19 protein-coding genes are annotated in these 17,063 nt (G+C 73.9%); 6 read left to right on the top strand and 13 right to left on the bottom strand.

Annotated features, from left to right (window positions below):
* Nucleotides 1-95 precede the first annotated feature (95 nt).
* On the top strand, nt 96-791 hold the full coding sequence (locus N912_RS0115060) for a Type 1 glutamine amidotransferase-like domain-containing protein (RefSeq protein ID WP_028923087.1): 696 nt from the start codon (nt 96-98) through the stop codon (nt 789-791).
* Here the strand turns inward: N912_RS0115060 and N912_RS0115055 are convergent.
* Together N912_RS0115055 and N912_RS65160 are read right to left on the bottom strand one after the other, a co-directional pair.
* Nucleotides 788-1,537, bottom strand: coding sequence for a class I SAM-dependent methyltransferase (locus N912_RS0115055; RefSeq protein WP_028923086.1), 750 nt, complete (start codon nt 1,535-1,537; stop codon nt 788-790). The two genes, N912_RS0115060 and N912_RS0115055, sit on opposite strands and share 4 nt — an antisense overlap.
* 175 nt (nt 1,538-1,712) lie before the next feature.
* Nucleotides 1,713-1,898, bottom strand: a complete 186-nt coding sequence (locus N912_RS65160) for a hypothetical protein (RefSeq protein WP_028923085.1) — start codon at nt 1,896-1,898, stop codon at nt 1,713-1,715.
* Nucleotides 1,899-1,956: 58 nt separating this feature from the next.
* Between N912_RS65160 and N912_RS0115045 the strand changes: the two genes are divergently transcribed.
* Entirely contained in the window at nt 1,957-3,507 is a 1,551-nt protein-coding gene (locus N912_RS0115045) for an FAD-dependent oxidoreductase (protein WP_028923084.1), read from the top strand.
* On the opposite strand, the gene N912_RS0115040 is transcribed toward N912_RS0115045, so the two are convergent.
* The 3 genes from N912_RS0115040 to N912_RS0115030 all read right to left on the bottom strand — a co-directional run bounded on the left by N912_RS0115040 (nt 3,504) and on the right by N912_RS0115030 (nt 6,426).
* Nucleotides 3,504-4,394 (bottom strand): SGNH/GDSL hydrolase family protein, encoded by an 891-nt coding sequence (locus N912_RS0115040; protein WP_028923083.1) that lies wholly within the window; start codon nt 4,392-4,394, stop codon nt 3,504-3,506. The genes N912_RS0115045 and N912_RS0115040 overlap by 4 nt on opposite strands.
* A 69-nt stretch (nt 4,395-4,463) precedes the next feature.
* Entirely contained in the window at nt 4,464-5,471 is a 1,008-nt protein-coding gene (locus tag N912_RS52010; protein WP_156993577.1) for an SGNH/GDSL hydrolase family protein, read from the bottom strand.
* 103 nt (nt 5,472-5,574) lie between these two features.
* Nucleotides 5,575-6,426: an SGNH/GDSL hydrolase family protein gene (locus N912_RS0115030; protein ID WP_028923082.1), complete on the bottom strand. Its 852-nt coding sequence runs from the start codon at nt 6,424-6,426 to the stop codon at nt 5,575-5,577.
* Nucleotides 6,427-6,576: 150 nt separating this feature from the next.
* On the opposite strand from N912_RS0115030, the gene N912_RS52005 reads away from it, so the two are divergent.
* Nucleotides 6,577-7,542 (top strand): lipase family alpha/beta hydrolase, encoded by a 966-nt coding sequence (locus N912_RS52005; protein WP_051580192.1) that lies wholly within the window; start codon nt 6,577-6,579, stop codon nt 7,540-7,542.
* Here N912_RS52005 and N912_RS0115020 read toward each other — a convergent pair.
* Together N912_RS0115020 and N912_RS0115015 are read right to left on the bottom strand one after the other, a co-directional pair.
* On the bottom strand, nt 7,539-8,576 hold the full coding sequence (locus tag N912_RS0115020; RefSeq protein WP_028923081.1) for an acyl-CoA dehydrogenase family protein: 1,038 nt from the start codon (nt 8,574-8,576) through the stop codon (nt 7,539-7,541). The two genes, N912_RS52005 and N912_RS0115020, sit on opposite strands and share 4 nt — an antisense overlap.
* Complete coding sequence (locus N912_RS0115015; RefSeq protein ID WP_028923080.1) at nt 8,573-9,754, bottom strand: acyl-CoA dehydrogenase family protein; 1,182 nt, start codon at nt 9,752-9,754, stop codon at nt 8,573-8,575. The genes N912_RS0115020 and N912_RS0115015 overlap by 4 nt, the downstream gene beginning before the upstream one ends.
* 108 nt (nt 9,755-9,862) lie before the next feature.
* Here N912_RS0115015 and N912_RS52000 point away from each other — a divergent pair, with 108 nt between their 5' ends.
* On the top strand, nt 9,863-10,561 hold the full coding sequence (locus N912_RS52000; protein WP_037064417.1) for a DUF998 domain-containing protein: 699 nt from the start codon (nt 9,863-9,865) through the stop codon (nt 10,559-10,561).
* Here the strand turns inward: N912_RS52000 and N912_RS63520 are convergent.
* From N912_RS63520 to N912_RS0114980, 6 genes are all read right to left on the bottom strand, one after another.
* Nucleotides 10,550-10,708 carry a hypothetical protein gene (locus tag N912_RS63520; protein ID WP_156993575.1) on the bottom strand — a complete coding sequence of 53 codons (159 nt, stop codon included), beginning with the start codon at nt 10,706-10,708 and terminating at the stop codon, nt 10,550-10,552. The genes N912_RS52000 and N912_RS63520 overlap by 12 nt on opposite strands.
* Before the next feature lie 89 nt (nt 10,709-10,797).
* Nucleotides 10,798-11,685: a class I SAM-dependent methyltransferase gene (locus N912_RS0115000; protein ID WP_028923079.1), complete on the bottom strand. Its 888-nt coding sequence runs from the start codon at nt 11,683-11,685 to the stop codon at nt 10,798-10,800.
* A gap of 42 nt (nt 11,686-11,727) precedes the next feature.
* Entirely contained in the window at nt 11,728-13,224 is a 1,497-nt protein-coding gene (locus tag N912_RS0114995) for a mannitol dehydrogenase family protein (protein WP_028923078.1), read from the bottom strand.
* A gap of 3 nt (nt 13,225-13,227) precedes the next feature.
* On the bottom strand, nt 13,228-14,439 hold the full coding sequence (locus N912_RS51995) for an SPFH domain-containing protein (RefSeq protein WP_211261238.1): 1,212 nt from the start codon (nt 14,437-14,439) through the stop codon (nt 13,228-13,230).
* 33 nt (nt 14,440-14,472) lie between these two features.
* On the bottom strand, nt 14,473-14,901 hold the full coding sequence (locus tag N912_RS0114985) for an NfeD family protein (RefSeq protein ID WP_028923077.1): 429 nt from the start codon (nt 14,899-14,901) through the stop codon (nt 14,473-14,475).
* A 57-nt stretch (nt 14,902-14,958) separates the two neighbouring features.
* On the bottom strand, nt 14,959-15,765 hold the full coding sequence (locus tag N912_RS0114980; protein ID WP_028923076.1) for a DUF3097 domain-containing protein: 807 nt from the start codon (nt 15,763-15,765) through the stop codon (nt 14,959-14,961).
* A 115-nt stretch (nt 15,766-15,880) separates the two neighbouring features.
* Between N912_RS0114980 and N912_RS0114975 the strand changes: the two genes are divergently transcribed.
* Together N912_RS0114975 and N912_RS0114970 are read left to right on the top strand one after the other, a co-directional pair.
* The gene (locus N912_RS0114975; RefSeq protein ID WP_037064416.1) at nt 15,881-16,669 is read left to right on the top strand and encodes a hypothetical protein; all 789 of its coding nucleotides are present in this window, start codon (nt 15,881-15,883) and stop codon (nt 16,667-16,669) included.
* 16 nt (nt 16,670-16,685) lie between these two features.
* Nucleotides 16,686-17,006, top strand: a complete 321-nt coding sequence (locus tag N912_RS0114970) for a DUF4288 domain-containing protein (RefSeq protein ID WP_037064414.1) — start codon at nt 16,686-16,688, stop codon at nt 17,004-17,006.
* Nucleotides 17,007-17,063: the final 57 nt, after the last annotated feature.

The following is a 17,063-nucleotide window of genomic DNA, read 5'->3' as shown; positions in this document are numbered from 1 at the left end:
CGCCAGCACAACCGCCGACGGTAGCCCATCGGCCCGACACCCCGGATCGGATGGCCCGCGTCGACAACTGTTGATCTTCGCGGCACACTCGTGAGGTGGCGGCGTCCCGTGTCGTGCTGCTCGGCGGCGGGTTCTCCCTGGACACCGACGGGCTGTTGGACGACTACCTGCTGAGCCTGGCCGGCGGGCGGCGGGCCAGGGTGTGCTTCCTGCCCACCGCGAGCGGCGACTCGACGGAGTACGTGGAGCGCTTCCACGACGCGCTGGACGGCCGCTGCCGCACCTCGGTGCTGCGGCTGTTCCAGCGCGACCGCGAGGACGTGCGCGCCGCCGTGCTGGACCAGGACGTGATCTACGTCGGCGGCGGGAACACCGCGAACATGCTCGCCGTCTGGCGGGTGCACGGCGTGGACCGGCTGCTGGTGGAGGCCTACCGCGCGGGCGTGCTGCTGTGCGGGATCAGCGCCGGGATGCTCTGCTGGTTCGGCGCCGGGGTCACCGACTCGTTCGGGCCGCTGCGGGTGCTGCACGACGGGTTGGGGCTGCTCACCGGCAGCGCCTGCCCGCACTACGACAGCGAGCCGGGGCGCCGGCCGGAGTACCGGCGGGCGGTGGCGTCCGGCGCGCTGCCGGCAGGGTGGGCGCTGGACGACGGCGCGGCGGCGCTGTTCCGGGACGGGGTGCTCGCCGAGTCCGTGGCCCGGCGACCGGGAGCGCACCTGTACTCCGTCGCGCCGGCCGCCGACGGCGTCGTGCGCGAGACCGAGATGCCCGCGCGCCTGCTCATCTAGCGGCGGGCCTCCAACAGGTGCCTGGTCGAGTGGGCGACGAACGGGCCGTCGGACCGGATCTGTGCGTCCAGGCGGCGCAGGGTCTCCCGGTAGCGCTCGACGCCGAAGTCCGGCACCCACCAGACGCATTTGCGCAGGATGTAGACGACCGCCCCGATGTCGAAGAACTCCATGCGGCAGCTCGCGGTTCGCACGTCCAGGACGGTCAGGCCGGCGGCGCGCGCCCCGGCCGCCTCGTCGCGCGGGTCGCGGGCCGCGCGCTGTCGTGGCAGCGGCCCGAGGAAGTACTCGATCAGCTCGAACGCGGAGCCGGGGCCGACGTGCTGGGCCAGGTAGTGGCCGCCGTCGACGAGCACGCGCGCGATCTCCGGCCAGTCCGGCCGCACCGGGTGCCGGCTGACCACGAGCTGGAACGACCGGTCCGGGAACGGCAGCGGCTCGCCCTCGCGGGTGTGCACGACCTCGACCCCGCGCGGCCCGAGCAGCTCGGCGGCGTGCCGGGCGTTGGGAGCCCAGCTCTCGGTCGCGCACATCCGTGCCGGCAGGGTGGGCATCTCGGCGAGCACCTCACCGCCGCCGGTCTCGACGTCGAGCGCGGAGTCGACCGCCGGCAACCGCTGGGCCAGCAACCGCGCGTACCCCCACGGTGGGCGCTCCTCGGTGGCGCGGCCCTCCAACCACCCGAAACCCCAACCGGAGACGTCGACGGCCTCCGCCTCGGCAACCAACTCGTCGAACGTGCGCATGCGTCCATGATCTCCGCCGCCGGGAAAACCGGTCGCTCGGGTTCGCCGGCGGCGGTTACCGTCACGGCCATGGACCTCTGAGACAGCATCCGCGAGCCCGCCCGTCCGTCCGGCGCGGGGCGCCCGCGCCACCTGTCTTCTCCCAAGGAGGTCTCCCATGCGAAACACCGATTCACTACGCGACGCCGTGCGCAACGCCCTCGCCCGTGAGCAGGAACCCACCGCCGTCCCGGCTCCACGCCAACCGGAGCCGACCGGCGGCGTCCCTCGGGCGCGTCACCCACGACCGGTCAAGCCCGCCGGGCAGCGCGGCCGGCAGCCCAACCTGGCCCGTCCGCTGCGTCGCCGCGGCGGCTGACACCCGTGAGTGGTTAGCGTTGCTATGACAACGCTAACCACTCACGGGCATGATCGGCCGCATGCAGCGTCGAGCCGCGCCGTGGCGCATGCGACCCCAGCCGCTGGTCCGCGCACAGCCAGGCCGCCCGCGCCGGGTTCCGGAGGGGGTCGACGCGGTGGTCGTCGGCGGGGGGATTGCCGGGTTCAGTGCGGCGGTGGTGCTGGCCGAGCGGGGTGTGCGGGTCACCGTGGTGGAGGCCGAGGACACCGTGGGCGGGCGGCTGGGGGCGTGGCCGCACCGGCTGCCGGACGGCACCGAGCAGGTCGTCGAGCACGGTTTCCACGCGTTCTTCCGGCAGTACTACACGTGGCGGGCGATCCTGCGTCGGGCCGATCCGTCGCTGGCGGTGCTGCGGCCGGTCGGGGGGTACCCGGTGATCGCCGGGCGGTGGCCGGACGAGGACCTCACCGGGTTGCCGGCCGCGCCGCCGCTGAGCCTGCTCGCGCTGTTCGCCCGCTCCCCCAGCCTCGGCGTGCGCGACCTCACCGGGGCCAACCGAGGGCTCGCGCTGGAGCTGCTCGGCTACCATCCGGCGCGCACCGCCGCCGCGCTGGACCGGATCAGCGCCGCGGAGTTCCTGGACCGGCTGAGCCTGTCCGAGCGGGCCAGGACGATGCTGTTCGAGGCGTTCGCCCGGTCGTTCTTCTGCGATCCGCGCGCGATGTCCGCCGCCGAGCTGGTGGCCATGTTCCACTTCTACTTCCTGGGCAACCCGGAGGGCCTGGGGTTCGATGCGCCGCGCACGGACTACCTGCACGGCATCTGGCGGCCGTTGATCGACTACCTGGGCGGTCGCGGCGCCGAGGTGCGCACGGGCGGGCGGGTGCGCGCGGTGGAGCCGGTGGCGGGGCGGCGGTGGCGGGTGGTGCTGGACAGCGGGACGGCGCTGACCGCCCGGCACGTGGTGCTGGCGCTCGACCCCGGTGGACTGCGCGGGCTGCTGGCCGGCTCGGACGGGCTGCGCGCCGCCGCGCCCGAGCTGGCCCGGCGGGTCGAGGCGCTGCGGCTGGCGGAGCCGTTCGCGGTCAGCCGGCTGTGGCTGGACCGCGACGTGGCGCCGGGGCGGGCGGTGTTCTCCGCGGTGACCGGCGAGGACACCCTCGACTCGGTGACCTGCTACCACCGCCTGGAGGAGCCGTCGGCGCGGTGGGCGGCCCGCACCGGCGGCTCGGTGCTCGAACTGCACTCGTACGCCTGCACCGAGCCGGATGCCGAGCGTGCCACCGCGCGGATGCGCGCCGAGCTGGCCCGGCTGTGGCCGGAGACGCGGGCGGCGGCGGTGCCGCACCGGGTGGAGCGGCTGCGGGGCGGCGCGCCGGCGTTCCCGCCCGGGCAGTTGGGCCGGCGGCCGAGGGTGTGCGGCGACGCGGTGGGCGTGCGGGTCGCGGGCGACTTCGTCGAGCTGCCGTTCTGCGCGGGGCTGATGGAGCGTTCGGCGATGTCCGGGGTGCTCGCGGCCAACGACGTGCTCGCCGAGGAGGGCGCGGCCGCCGAGCCGGTGGACGGCGTCCCGCAGCGCGGGCTGCTGGCGGGCTGGACCCGGCTGACCCGCCGGTCGTCGCGGTTCTAGGAGCCGGCGGAGGCGTGCAGCGCGGACAGCACCCGGTTCGCGCTGTTGCGCATGCCCAGCGCGTTCGGGTGCACCGGGGCGGCCGGCGAGGTCGGCACCAGGCCCTCCACCCACTTGGTGCCGGGCAGCTGGCAGATGTCGTGGCCGACGCTGGAGGCGTAGGTGTCGACGAACTCGACGCCGGCCCGGCCGGCCTGCCTGGCCAGCATCGCGTTGAGCGACTTCTCGGTGGCCCGCAGGTACGCCACGTCGCCGGCGCTGAACGGCACCACCGGGAAGCAGCCCGGCCCGGAGTCGGGCAGGATCGTCGGGTACCCGACCAGCAGCACCTTCGCCCCCGGCGCCCGCTTGTCGATGGCCTGGAGCACGGCGGCGACCTTGGGCGCGGTCTTGGCGATCCGCTCGGCCAGCTGGTCGTGGCCGCCCTGGGTGTAGTGGTCGCGGCAGGCCGCGCCGAGCGGCTGGGTCGGCGACCTGGTCCCGCAGTCGGTGACGATGTCGCCGAAGCCGATGTCGTTGCCGCCGATGCCCAGCGTCACCAGCGTGGTGCGCGCGCTCAGGGCGTCCAGCTGCGGCGGGTTGACGCCGCCGGTGACCTGCTGCGGCGCCGTCATGTCCTTCGTGGTGGCCCCGCCGCAGCTCACGTCCCGGAACCTCGGCGAGCGCAGCCCGGCCTGCACCAGCGACGGGTAGTTGTGGTCCGAGCGCAGGCACCCGACCGGCTGCCCGGTCGGCGCCGGGATCAGCGGCCCCGCCACGTAGGAGTCACCGAGCGCCACGTACTCGCCGGTGCCGGCGCCGCCCGGCTCGGCATGGCTCACGCCCGCGCCGGACAGGGCCAGGCCGATGGTCGCCGCGACAACGAACGCGGCCCGCCGTGCGTTCATCAACCGGTGCCCCCTCGTGACGATCGACGACGGTGCGCGGAGTGTAGCGGCCGTGCTACCGACCGTCGGTCACCGCCCGGCCAGGACGGTGACGTGCAGGGCGGCCAGCACCTGGTTCGCGCTGTTGCGCATGCCCAGTGCGTTCGGGTGCATGGGCGCGGCCGGCGAGGTCGGCACCAGGTGCTCGACCCACCTCACGCCGGTGTCCTGGCAGATGTCGTGGCCGACGCTGGAGGCGTAGGTGTCGACGAACTCGACGCCGGCCCGCCTGGCCTGGTCGACCAGCATCGCGTTCAGCGCCGCGGTGGTCTGCCGCAGGTACTCCACGTCACCGGGGGTGAACGGCACCACCGGGTAACAGCCCGGGCCGGAGTCGGGCAGGATCGTCGGGTACCCGACCAGCAGCACCCGCGCGTTAGGCGCCCGCCGGCGGATCTCGCCGAGCACCTCGCCCACCTTCGGCGCCGTCCTGGTGATCCGCTCGGCGAGCTGGTCGTGGCCGCCCTGGGTGTAGAAGTCCCGGCAGGGGGCGCCGTTCGGGTCCCGCTGCGACTTGATCGAGCAGGTGGTGACGATCTCCACGAAGTCGATGTCGTTGCCGCCGACGCCGATGGTGACCAGCGTGGTGTTCTGGCTCAGCGCGTCGAGCTGGGCGGGGTTGACGCCGTCGCGGGTGAGCTGCGACCACCTCATCTCGGTGGTCTTCGCGCCGGTGCAGCTGACATCGCGGAACGACGGCGAGCGCAGCTCGGCCTGCACCAGCGACGGGTAGTTGTGGTCCGAGCGCTGGCATCCCGGCGGCTGGCCGTTCTGCTCCGGGATGCGCGGACCCGCGGTGTACGAGTCGCCGAGCGCGACGTACTCGCCGGTGCTTGGACCGGGTCCAGGGCCTGGACTCGGACTTGGGCCTGGACTTGGGCCTGGACTTGGACTCGGTCCGGGGCTCGGTGAACCGTGGCCGGAGCCGTCCGCACCGGGGCTGGCCGCGCTCACCCCGGGCAGCAGCAGCGCGAACCCCAGGCACACCGTGGCAGCGACCACCGCGCCGGCCACGCGCCGGACCCCCAGGGACCGCATGGCCCGCTCCTTCCGCGATCAACGATAACGATCAACAAGTGACGCGGAGCGTAGCCGTGGTCGCGCCGGTGTCACGGATCGACGCGCGCACCGGCGGCCACGATCACCTGATCTGTCCGAGCAGGAGGGCGGCGGCGTGGCGCATGCCGAGCTCGTTGGGGTGCCACGGCGCCGCCGGGGAGGTGGCCCGCGCGCCCTCCACCCACTTCACCCCGACCGGCTGGCACACGTCGTGCCCGACGGTGGCGCCGGCCAGGTCCAGGTAGCGCACGCCCACCCGGCCGGCCTGGGCCGCGATCATGTCGTTCAGCGCCTGGAAGGTCCGCCCCAGGTAGTCCGCGTCGCCCGCGCTCACCGGCGGGCAGCCGTGACCCGTGACCGGAAGGATCGTCGGATAGCCCACGACGATCACCTTCGCGTGCGGCGCGCGGGCCCGCACCTGGCGCAGCGCCTCGGCCACCCGGGGCGCGGCGGCGCCGATCCGGTCGGCCAGCCGGTCGCGCCCGCCGCTTGTGTAGTGGTCGCGACAGGCGGCGCCGCGCGGGGCGGACGGCGAGAGCCGGGTGCAGGTGGTGACGATCTCGGCGAACCCGATGTCGTTGGCGCCGATGCCGATCGTGACCAGGTCGGTTCGCCCGGTGACGGCGTCGAGCTGGGGCGGGTTGGCGCCGCCCTTGGCCCACTGGGCGGTGGTGAGGTGGCCGGTGGTCGCGCCGCCGCAGCTCACGTCCCGGAACACCGGCGCGCGCAGCGCCGCCCGCAGCAGCGTCGGGTAGTTGCGGTCGGACCGCTCGCAGCCGGGCGGGGTGCCGCGCTGCTCCGGGATGAACGAACCGGCCGTGTAGGAGTCGCCGAGCGCCACGTACTCCGACACCGCGCCGGGCTCGGCGAGTGCCACCGAGGGCACGCACGCCAGGACCGCGGCAACCAGCCACGCGAGCCAGGCACGCCGCATGCCCCGTCCCTTCGCGCGGTGGAAGCAGGTCACCCGACGGTAGGTCCCGAACCGGGTGATTCGGAAGATCTCCGCGCATCGTTCGGGTGAACGCCTCGTTCTCCGGTGTCAGGGCGGGTTCGCCAGCGGCGCGGCTGAGGGGACGTCATCATGATCGGGCGGCGTTGGGTAGTGGTTGCGTTGGCGCTGGCCGCGCTTGTCGCCTGGCCGGGCGCGGCGCGCGCGTTCGCCGCCGAGAAGCCGCACTACCCGGTGCCGTACGGACCGGCGGCCAGGAGCGCCGGCCAGGGCGGGCACGTCGACGTCTCGCCGCCGGGCTCGAACGACTGGGACTGCAAGCCGGGCCGGGCGCACCCCAACCCGGTCGTGCTGGTGCACGGGCTGAGCGCCAACCAGACGGAGAACTGGCAGACCATCGCGCCGCTGCTGGCCAACGAGGGCTACTGCGTGTTCTCCCTGACCTACGGCCGCAACCCGCTGGCGCCGCCGCCGCTGGACCAGGTGGGCGGGCTGCGGCCGATGGAGGACAGCGCACGCGAGCTGTCCGGGTTCGTGGACCGGGTCCGCCGCGCCACCGGGGCGGAGAAGGTCGACATCGTCGGCCACTCCGAGGGCAGCCTGATGCCCAACTACTACGTCAAGTTCCTCGGCGGCAAGAGGTTCGTCGACCGCTACGTCGGGATGACCCCGCTCTGGGACGGCACCCAGACCGCCGGCCTGGCGCTGGTCAACAACACCGCGACCGGCCTGGGCCTCGGCCCGGTCGCCGACGCCGGGTTCGCGCCCGTCTGCGGCTCCTGCCGCCAGTTCCTGCACGGCTCGGAGTTCCTGGCGAAGATGAGCTCCGGCGGCGGCCCCGCCGTGCCCGGCGTGACCTACACGATGATCATGACGAGGTACGACGAGCTGGTCGTGCCGTACACCAGCGGCTACCTGCGCGCGAAGAACGCCACCAACATCGTGCTGCAGGACCGCTGCCCGAACGACCTGGCCGAGCACGCCGCGGTGGCCGTCGACCCGGTCACCGCTCAGCACATCCTCAACGCGCTGGACCCCTCCGACCGACGGCCGGTGGACTGCTTCGCGACGAGCGCGCAGCGCTCCGGCCGAGACTAGGCGCGAGTAAGCATCGGCCACAGGCCGTCCGCGCCCGCGTCCAGCGTTCGGCGTCCCACGACCGCGTTCCAGTGCGCGTCGCTGCCGTCCTCCTCGCGCCAGGCCCACAGCCGGGTGGTGGCCAGCCGCAGGTCGTGCTCCAGGGTGAAGCCGATGGCGCCGTGCACCTGGTGCGCGATCCGGGCCACCGCGCCGGCCGCCTCGCTGGTGCGCGCCTTGGCCACCGCGATGGCGAGCTCGGCGTCGTCCGTGCCGAAGCCACCGTCCGCGATCCCGGCCGCCGCCTCCGCCGCCGCCCGCGCCGCCGCGACCTCGCCGGCCGCCAGCGCGAGCTGCTGCTGCACGGCCTGGAACTTGGCGATCGGCCGGCCGAACTGGATGCGCTCGCCGGCGTAGCGCACCGAACCGGCCAGCGCCCGCTGCGCCGCGCCGGCCAGCAGCAACGCCCGCGCCAGCGCCGCCCGCCGGGCGAGCAGCTCGCCGGCGCCGTCCGGGGCGGGCGCCAGGTCCTCAGCGGCCACCGTGACGTCCAGCCGGAGCTCGTCGCGCGGCTCGCCGGCCAGGTTGGCGCCCTCGACCAGCTCGACGCCGGGCGCGCGGGGGTCCACCGACAGCACGAGGTCGCCGGCCAGCACCGCGACCCTGGCCGCATGCCGCGCCCACCCCACCCGGGCCAGCCGGCCGGACACCGCGACCCCGCCGCCCGGCTGGGAACGCACTGTGAGATCGCCGGACGCCACCGCCAGCACCCCGGCCGGCACCGGCAGCCCGGCGGCGTGCAGCAGCCAGCCGGCCAGCTCGGTCTCGGCCAGCGGCACCGGCGCCGCCGCCTCGCCCGCGACCAGCAGCAGCGCGGCCGAGTCGGCCAGGGTCCCGCCGCTGCCGCCGGCCTGCTCCGGGAGGCTGAGCTGCACCAGTCCCAACTCGGTCAGCGTCGCCCACAGCGCCTCGGGCAGCCCGTCGGCCACCTCGGCGGGATGGTCGGCGAACACCGACCGCACCATCGACGTGAGCTCGTCGGTGTGGGTGCTCATCGCAGCCCCAACCCCCTCGCCACCACTCCGCGCAGGATCTCGTTGGTGCCGCCGCGCAGGGTGAACCCGGGCGCGTGCAGCACCGCGTCGGCAAGCAGCCGGGCGAACCCGCCCTCGGCGCCGGGATCGGGCGGGATGTCCACCAGCAGCCGGGCCGCCTCGATCACCTCGTTCTCGTATCGGGTGCCCAGGTCCTTGACCAGCGCCGCCGGCACGTCCGCCGGAACCCCCGAGCTCAGCAGCGCCGCGATCCCCAGCGACAGCCGCCGCAGCGTCCACACCCGCGCGACCAGCGCGCCCAGCTCACGCAGCCCGGCCTCGCCGAGGCCGTCGCGCCGGGACGCCGAGGACAGCTCCCCCACCAGCGCAACCAACAGCGGGAACGTGGACAGGAACCGCTCCGGCCCGCTGCGCTCGAAGCCCAGCTCGGACGTCACCTGGTGCCAGCCGGCGCCGATCTCGCCAAGCACCAGCTCGTCCGGCACCACGACCCCGTCCAGCACCACCTCGTTGAAGTGGTGCGCGCCGGTGAGCAGCTTGATGGGCCGGATCTCCACCCCCGGCGAGTCCAGCTCCACGATGAACTGGCTCAGCCCGGAGTGCCGGTTGCCGTTCTCCACCGGCGCGCTGCGGGCCAGCGCGAAGAACGCGTGCGCGTGGTGCGCGCCGGAGGTCCACACCTTGGTGCCGTCCAGCCGCCAGCCGCCGTCCACCCGGGTGGCCTTGGTGCGGACCGAGGCCAGGTCGGAACCGGAGTCCGGCTCGCTCATGCCGATGCCGAAGTAGCACTCGCCGGCCGCGATCCGGGGCAGGTAGCGCCGCTTCTGCGCCTCGGTGCCGAACCGCAGCAGGGACGGCCCGATCTGCCGGTCCGCGATCCAGTGCGCGGCCACCGGCGCGCCGGCGGCGAGCAGCTCCTCGGTGACCACGTAGCGGTCCAGGGTGCCGCGCGCGTGCCCGCCGTACTCGGTGGGCAGCGTCATCCCCAGCCAGCCGCGCGCGCCCAGCTCCCGGCTGAACCGCTCGTCCCAGCCGGACAGCCAGACGTCACAGCGCGGCGTGAAGCGTCCGTCGGCGCGCTCCTTGGCCAGGAACTCCCTGACCTCCGCGCGCAGCTCCTCGGCCTCGGGGGGCAGTTCGACGGCGGGTGGAACGAGGTCCAGCTCGGCGGTACTCACGGCCCGATCCTCGCATGAGGCCCCGGAGCGTGCCTGGCAACGCCGGAACTGTCACATGTGTTGCGGCGTTGCAGCGAGGAAGACCGTCAACGACCCAGGAGCACGCCCGTGAGCCTTCTACCGGCGCAGACGTCCCCCGCGACGACCGCACGCCCAGCCGCTCCGGGCGGTGCGGGGCTCGCGGCCGCCGGGCTCGGCATGACCGGGCTGTCCGTGCTGCTGATCGGGATGCTGCACGTGCTGCCGCCGACGGACCGGATCAGCCCGATGACCCGGACGATCTCCGAGTACGCGCTGGGCTCCAACGGCTGGCTGTTCGACCTCGCGGTGCTCGCCCTCGCGGCCGGTTCGGCAGCCGTGCTGCTCGGGCTGGCGCGGGCGGGGGTGGTGCGGGCGCGCGGGGTGGGTTCGTGGTTGCTGGCGCTGTGGGCGGTCAGCCTGGTGGTTTTGGTGATCTTCGAGAAGCACAACTGGCAGGTCGGGCCGAGCGTCGGCGGGTCCATTCACCGGGTGGCCAGCCTGGTCGCCTTCCTGAGCCTGCCGATCGGCGCGCTGGTGGTCGCCGGCGTGGGCGCGCGGGAGGCGCGCTGGCGCGCCCCGTCCGCCCTGACCCGGGGCGCGGCGCTGGTGGCGCTGGCCTGCTTCTCGCCGCTGGTGTACGCGATCGCGCTGAGCGTCACGACCGGCGTGTCATGGTGGCGGGTGTTCCCGCTCGGCGCCATGGAGCGCGTCCTCGGCCTCTCCGAGGTGCTGGTGGTGCTCGCGCTGGGCTGGTGGGCACTGCGCGAGGCACGGTCAGATGGGTGAGCAGTTGCCGATCGGGCATTCCTTGTTCGGCGGCGCCGCGTCCTGACTCAGGGTGGTCATGCCGGTGGCGACGAGAAGCATGGTCGCGGCGACCGCCGCGAGGGCGGCCGCGAGCCGCTGTGTGACGGTACGGGTCTTCGTGATCATGGTTTCTCCCGGTTCGGAATGCGTGTCCCCAAACCCTCTACCCCTGTCACATGAGTAACGAAACAAACATCAGCCTCACTTGTGAGTGATCACGGCTCCCGTTGGAAGTGCCAGATGATCGTGACGGGCTCGCCGGCGTCGGCCGCCAGGGCCGCCTCGGGCACCATCTCGGCCAGCGACCACGGCCACAGCTCCCACGGCCCGGGCGCCGTGGTCGGGCTCGGTGACTCCGCCGGGGGCTCGGCCGGGAACCGGGGTTCCTCACAGCGACGCGGGCGCAGCCCCACCGCCAGCGCGGCGCGCAGGTAGTCGCCGACCAGGTGGCGGTGGCCGGGCAGCCGCCCCGGTCGCCCGTCGGGGCCGCGCACCGAGGGGATCGAGCCGCGCGCGACCCGCTCGGGGTGCATGTCGGAGATCACCAGGTGCCCGCCGGGGCGCAGCACCCTGGCGAACTCCGCGATCACCGGTTCCAGCTCGCGGACGTGGGTCAGGGCCAGGGCGCAGACCACCAGGTCCACCTCGCCGTCCGCCACCGGCAGCCGGGTCAGGTCGCCGAGGCGGAACTCGGCGCCGGGCACCCGGTCACGGGCGCGCGCGAGCATCTCCGGCGAGGAGTCCACGCCGACGACCCGATGTCCGCGCGCGGCCAGCGCCGAGGTGAACCGGCCGGTGCCGCACGCCGCGTCCAGGACGGCGCCGACCGGCAGCGCGTCGAGGATCTCCTTGACCACCGGCTCGTCGAACGCGAACGCGCCGTTGGGGCCGTCATAGGTCCGCGACCAGATGCGGTAGCCCTCGACGGAGTCCACCCGGTCGACCTCGACCGCCGCGCCGGCCAGCGACCCGTCGTCGAGCAGCCGCCGGACCTCGGCGAGGCGGGCATGGACGAACTCGCTGTCGTGCTCGCCGGTGAACGCGCGCATCAGGGCGATGCCCTCGACCCCGAGCAGGTAGGCCAGTGGGTGTTCGTAGATCACCGCCGGGACGGTAGTGACGCGCCAGCGCCCCGGGCCACCGACTTATCGGTTTGTCGCCCGCGCCCAGTCCGCGACGGTGGCCGCCGCGCCCCGTTCGTGCAGCGAGCGCAGGGCCCGGCGGTACTCCGTGACGAACCGCTCGTCGTCCACCAGGTCGCCGAACAGCTCGCGGTTCAACACGAAGTCCAGGCCGTCCACGCCCTGGCGGCGCGCGTTCGCCATCAGGGTGTCGCGCAGCTGGTCCTGCACGTCGATCGGCTCGCCCGCCTCGTCGACGCCCTCGGCGTAGCGGGCCCAGGCCGCGATGGTCAGCACCGAGCGGTGGAACTCGCCGCCGTGCTCCAGCTGGTGGCGCAGCACCGGGACCAGGAACTTCGGGATCCGGTCCGAGCTGCCGAAGCAGAGCCTGGCCAGCGTGTCGGCGATGGCCGGGTTGGCGAAGCGCTCCAGCAGCGTGCGGCTGTACTCCGCGAGGTCCACGCCGGGCACCGGTTGCAGCGCCGGGATGCCCTCCCGCTCCCAGTAGCCGGAGAGCAGGTCCACGAACGCCGGGTCCGCCGACGCCTCGTGCGCGTACCGGTAGCCGGCCAGGTAGCCGAGGTAGCAGAGCACCTGGTGGCCGGCGTTGAGCAGCCGCAGCTTCATCAGCTCGTACGGCGTGACGTCCGCGACGAGCTGCACCCCGACGTCCTGGTACGGCGGCCGCCCGGCGGTGAAGTGGTCCTCCAGCACCCACTGGGTGAACGGCTCGCACACCACCGGCCACCGGTCCTCGATGCCGTACCGCTCGGCCAGCAGCTCCCGGTCCGCGTCCGAGGTGACCGGCGTGATCCGGTCCACCATGGAGTTCGGGAACGCCACCTCGGCGGCCACCCAGTCGCCCAGCTCGGGGTCGCGGGCGCGCGCGAACGCGATGAACATCCGCCGCGCCACGTCGCCGTTGCCCTGGATGTTGTCGCAGCTCATCACCGTGAACGGCGTCATACCGGCCGCGCGGCGGCGGGCCAGCGCCTCGGTCACCAGCCCGAACGCGCTGCGCGGCGTGGCCCCGGGAGCCAGGTCGGCGCGGATCGCCGGGTCGCTGTCGTCGAACTCGCCGGTCACCGGGTGCACGTGGTAGCCGCCCTCGGTGACGGTCAGCGAGACGATCCGGGTGCGCTGGTCGGCCATCCGCGCGACCACGGCCCAGGGGTCGTCCGGCGCGAACAGGTAGTCCATGATCGAGCCGATCACCCGGGGTTCCAGCCGGCCGTCCGGATGCTTGAGCACCAGGGTGTACAGGTGGTCCTGGGCGCGCAGCGCGTCGGCCATGGCCCGGTCCGACGCGAGCACGCCGACCCCGCAGATCCCGTAGCTCCCCACTGCGTTATCGGAGCCGCCGTCGGCCATCAGCCGGTCGGAGTACATGGCCTGGTGGGCACGGTGGAACCCGCCGACGCCGATGTGCACGATCCCGGTGCGCTCCGGGGACCGGGGGTAGCCCGGCACCGGCAGCGTGTCGGCCAGCGAGGACAGGGCGTCGGCGGTGAGCGCGCGCACGGGCTAGCTCAGCGGCGGCTGGTCGCCGTCCGAGGCCGCCTCCACCCCGTTCGAGGCCCTCGGCGGCGGCGCCTGGTGATGCCGGCCGGCCGCGTCCACCGGCGGCACCTCCCTGCGGGCCTGCGCCTCGGCCTCGGCCACCACCTTGGCGATCTCCGGGTCGGTCGCCGTGTCGAACCAGCCCTCCACCTCCTCGTCGTCCTCCGCGGGGCGGCTGTTGGACGGGCCGGTGTCCGGGCTGGGCTCGTAGCGGAACACGCCGTCCTCGCCGGGCGCGCCGAGCATCCGGGTGAAGCCCTCCAGCGCCTTGCCGAAGTCGCTGGGCACCAGCCAGACCTTGTTCGCCTCGCCCTGGGCCATCTGCGGCAGCGTCTGCAGGTACTGGTAGGCCAGCAGCTCGGGGGTGGGCTTGCCGGCCTTGATCGCGGCGAACACCTTCTCGATCGCCTTGGCCTGACCCTGCGCCTGCAGGTACCGGGCCGCCCGGTCACCCTGGGCGCGCAGGATCCGGGACTGGCGGTCGGCCTCGGCGGCCATGATCGCGGCCTGCTTGGCGCCCTCGGCGGCCAGGATCTGGGACTGCTTCTGCCCTTCCGCCGAGCGGATCGCGGACTCCCGCTGGCCCTCGGCGGTGAGGATCATCGCGCGCTTCTCCCGGTCGGCCTTCATCTGCCGCTCCATGGAGTCCTGGATGGACGGCGGCGGGTCGATCGCCTTGATCTCCACCCGGTTGATCCGGATGCCCCAGCGGTGGGTGGCCTCGTCCAGCTCGCCGCGCAGCGCGGTGTTGATCTTATCCCGGGAGGTCAGGGTCTGCTCCAGGCTCAGCCCGCCGACCACGTTGCGCAGCGTGGTGGTGGTGACGTTCTGCACGCCGTCGATGAAGTTGGCCACCCCGTACAGCGCGTTCTTCGGATCGATCACCTTGTAGTAGACGACCGTGTCCACGTGCACCGTCAGGTTGTCCTGGGTGATCACCGACTGCGGCGGGAAGCTGACCACCTGCTCGCGCATGTCGACCCGCTGCCGCACCTTGTCGATGAACGGCACCAGGAAGGCCAACCCGGCGTCCTTGGTGGCCTTGTACCGGCCCAGCCGCTCCACGATCGCCACCGACGCCTGCGGGATGATCTGCACCGACTTGACGACGGTGATGATCACGAACAGCACTATCAGGGCGACGACCACCAACACGATCAGATTCCCCTCCACCATGGCCCCTCCCGGGAGCTAGCTCAACGTCATGGGTTACAACTCGGCGGAGACCACGGCGGTGACGCCGGACAGCTGTACGACTATCACTCGTTCCCCCGGCTCGAACGCGCGCTCGTGGTCGAGCGAGCGGGCCGACCACAGCTCGCCGTCGATCTTGATCTGGCCGCTGTCCCGGTCCACCCGCCGGACCACCAGCCCGCTGGACCCGACCGGGGTGTGCTCGGCCGGCTCCAGCTCCGGTTGCATCCGCCGGCGCAGTGCCGGCCGCACCCCGAACAGCAGCGCCACCGACACCACCGCGAAGACCACCGCGTTGATCGTGGTCGGGGCGTTCAGGAACGCGGCGACCGCGGCCGCCGCGAGCGCGCCGCCGCCGAGCATGACCAGCACGAACGTGCCGGTGAACACCTCGACGACGAGCAGCCCGATGCCGGCGATCAGCCAGAAGAGCGCCTCGTTCACGGCTCGACCCAGGTCTCGCGCAGGCCTCGCGCACTCATGTCACGATCCTGCCAGAGGTCAGGGTGCCGCGGTGACGAAATCGATGAGCCGCTCCACAGCCGTTATGAGCGGGGTCTCCAGGTCCCGGTAGCCGCGCACCGCACCGAGCACCCGCCGCGCGCCGTCGGCCGGCTCGCCCCAGCCCAGCGCCGCGCACACCCCCGTCTTCCAGTCCGTGCCGCGCGGCACCTCCGGCCACGCCCTGATGCCCACCACCGCCGGTCGCACCGCCTGCCAGACGTCCACGTACGGGTGGCCGGTGACCAGCACGTGCTGGCCGGCCACCCGCTGGGCGGTGCGGGTCTCCTTGGTGCCGTCGACCAGGTGGTCGACCAGCACGCCGAGGCGGCGCTCGGCGGTGGGGGCGAACTCGGCGACCGCGCCGGCCAGGTCGTCGATGCCGTGCAGCGGCTCCACCACCACACCCTCCACCCGCAGGTCGTGCCCCCAGACCCGTTCCACCAGCTCGGCGTCGTGCAGGCCCTCCACCCAGATCCGGCCGCCCCGCGCGGTCCGAGCGCGCAGCCCGTCCACCCGCACCGAGCCGGACGCGGACCGTTCCGGCGCCTTGGGCTGCGCGGCCGGGCGCACCACGGTGACCGGCTTGCCGTCGATCAGGAACCCGGCCGGGCGCAACGGGAACTCCCGCCTGCTGCCCCGCCCGTCCTCCAGCACCACGCCGGCGGAGCCGATGCTCACCACCGCGCCGCAGAACCCGCTGGCCGGGTCCTCCACCACCAGGCCGGGCTCCCCGGCGACCGTCGGGACCTGCTTGCGCCGGGTCGCGCCGGCGGCGAGCGGGTCGCTGTAGCTACGGGTACGCACGCGTTCGGGTCGGTCCACAACTGCGTAACGCTATAGCGCAGTCACCCACTCGGCGGCAGTGCCACGCCGGGAAATGACCTCTAGCCTGGCGGCCGTGCCCTGCGTTTCCGCGACGATGACTGTGTGGGTGTCCGCCTGGCTGGCCGGCGCCGCCGCGCCCGACGACGTGCTCGACGCCCTCGAGCCCTGGGGCGAGGCACACGACGTGCTGGCCGCCGACGACCACACCGCCGCAGCGACCGGGCTGCCCGGTCCGACCGACCGGCCCACCTCGATGACGTTCCTGCTGGCCGCGCTGCGCAGGGTGGGCCCGGCCGGGGCGTCCGGGCCGGCCCGGCTGGTGCTGGCCGCGCCCGGCGACCCCCGGGGGCTGCCCGGCCCCGGCGCGTTCAGCACGGCGGTGCTGGAGGCCGGCGAGGGGCTGTTGTTCGCCGACATCGGGTACGGGCTGGTGCCCTGCCCGCTGGGTGACGGGCTGCTGCGCTGGGCCGTCCACTCGATCCCGGAGCCGGTCGCCCCGGAGGAGCAGGTGTCGCTGCGCGAGGCCGAGTACGCGCTGCGCGAGCAGGTCCGCGAGTCGGCGACCACGCTGACCTCGCTGGGCGTGGCACAACACCGGCCGGGGGTGCGCGAGGAGATCGAGGCCGCGCTGCGCGCCCGGCCGCGCTCGCTGTGGCCGGACGGCATGCCCCCGGACAGCCTGCGGGTGCTGCAGCGGGCCGACGAGGTGGACGCCATCCTCACGGCGGCCTCCGTGGACGACCCCGGCGGCGCGCTGTCCGCGACCACCGCGCGCGCCCGCGCCGACGCGCTGCGCCCCCTGGCCACCGCGGTGCGGGTGGCCCGCCGCGCGGCGGTGGCCGAAGCCGTCCGGATCCTCGCCGGCAGCGCCGACCGCCGCTAGACGCGATCATCTGTCCATGCCCGAGAACGCGCGACCGTACCTGGCGGTGCTGCTGTTCGGCTCGTCCTCGCCCGCGCCCGGTTACCGCCCGCTCTACCGCGAGGACCTGACGCTGGTGCACGCCGCCTCCGCCGAGCAGGCCAGGGCCGAGGCGCTCGACCACGCCAGGCGCCAGGAGACCACCCACCGCAACGCCGCCGGCGAGGAGATCACCGTGCGCCTGCTCGAGGTCGTCGACGTCACCGAGACCCTGGACGACGACCTGACCCGCACCGCCGACCTCTACGCCCGCCACTTCCACGACATCGACGCCTACCGCGCGTTCGACCGCCCATAACCCCCGCGAGTCGGGCGTCCTGGCACACTGAGTCGCGCATTTGAGCACATTCGCCGG

Source organism: Actinospineispora acaciae DSM 45401 (assembly GCF_000620785.1).
Lineage (GTDB): Bacteria > Actinomycetota > Actinomycetes > Mycobacteriales > Pseudonocardiaceae > Pseudonocardia > Pseudonocardia acaciae.
This window is presented reverse-complemented; position numbering and strand designations above follow the sequence as displayed.

Coding starts and splice junctions, on each gene's coding strand:
- N912_RS0114970 (WP_037064414.1), top strand. CDS start 16,686: ATGCCCGAGAACGCGCGACCGTACCTGGCGGTGCTGCTGTTCGGCTCG.
- N912_RS0115045 (WP_028923084.1), top strand. CDS start 1,957: ATGCAGCGTCGAGCCGCGCCGTGGCGCATGCGACCCCAGCCGCTGGTC.
- N912_RS0115055 (WP_028923086.1), bottom strand. CDS start 1,537: ATGCGCACGTTCGACGAGTTGGTTGCCGAGGCGGAGGCCGTCGACGTC.
- N912_RS0115040 (WP_028923083.1), bottom strand. CDS start 4,394: ATGAACGCACGGCGGGCCGCGTTCGTTGTCGCGGCGACCATCGGCCTG.
- N912_RS51995 (WP_211261238.1), bottom strand. CDS start 14,439: ATGGTGGAGGGGAATCTGATCGTGTTGGTGGTCGTCGCCCTGATAGTG.
- N912_RS52005 (WP_051580192.1), top strand. CDS start 6,577: ATGATCGGGCGGCGTTGGGTAGTGGTTGCGTTGGCGCTGGCCGCGCTT.
- N912_RS63520 (WP_156993575.1), bottom strand. CDS start 10,708: ATGATCACGAAGACCCGTACCGTCACACAGCGGCTCGCGGCCGCCCTC.
- N912_RS0114975 (WP_037064416.1), top strand. CDS start 15,881: ATGACTGTGTGGGTGTCCGCCTGGCTGGCCGGCGCCGCCGCGCCCGAC.
- N912_RS0115030 (WP_028923082.1), bottom strand. CDS start 6,426: ATGCGGCGTGCCTGGCTCGCGTGGCTGGTTGCCGCGGTCCTGGCGTGC.
- N912_RS52010 (WP_156993577.1), bottom strand. CDS start 5,471: ATGCGGTCCCTGGGGGTCCGGCGCGTGGCCGGCGCGGTGGTCGCTGCC.
- N912_RS0115020 (WP_028923081.1), bottom strand. CDS start 8,576: ATGAGCACCCACACCGACGAGCTCACGTCGATGGTGCGGTCGGTGTTC.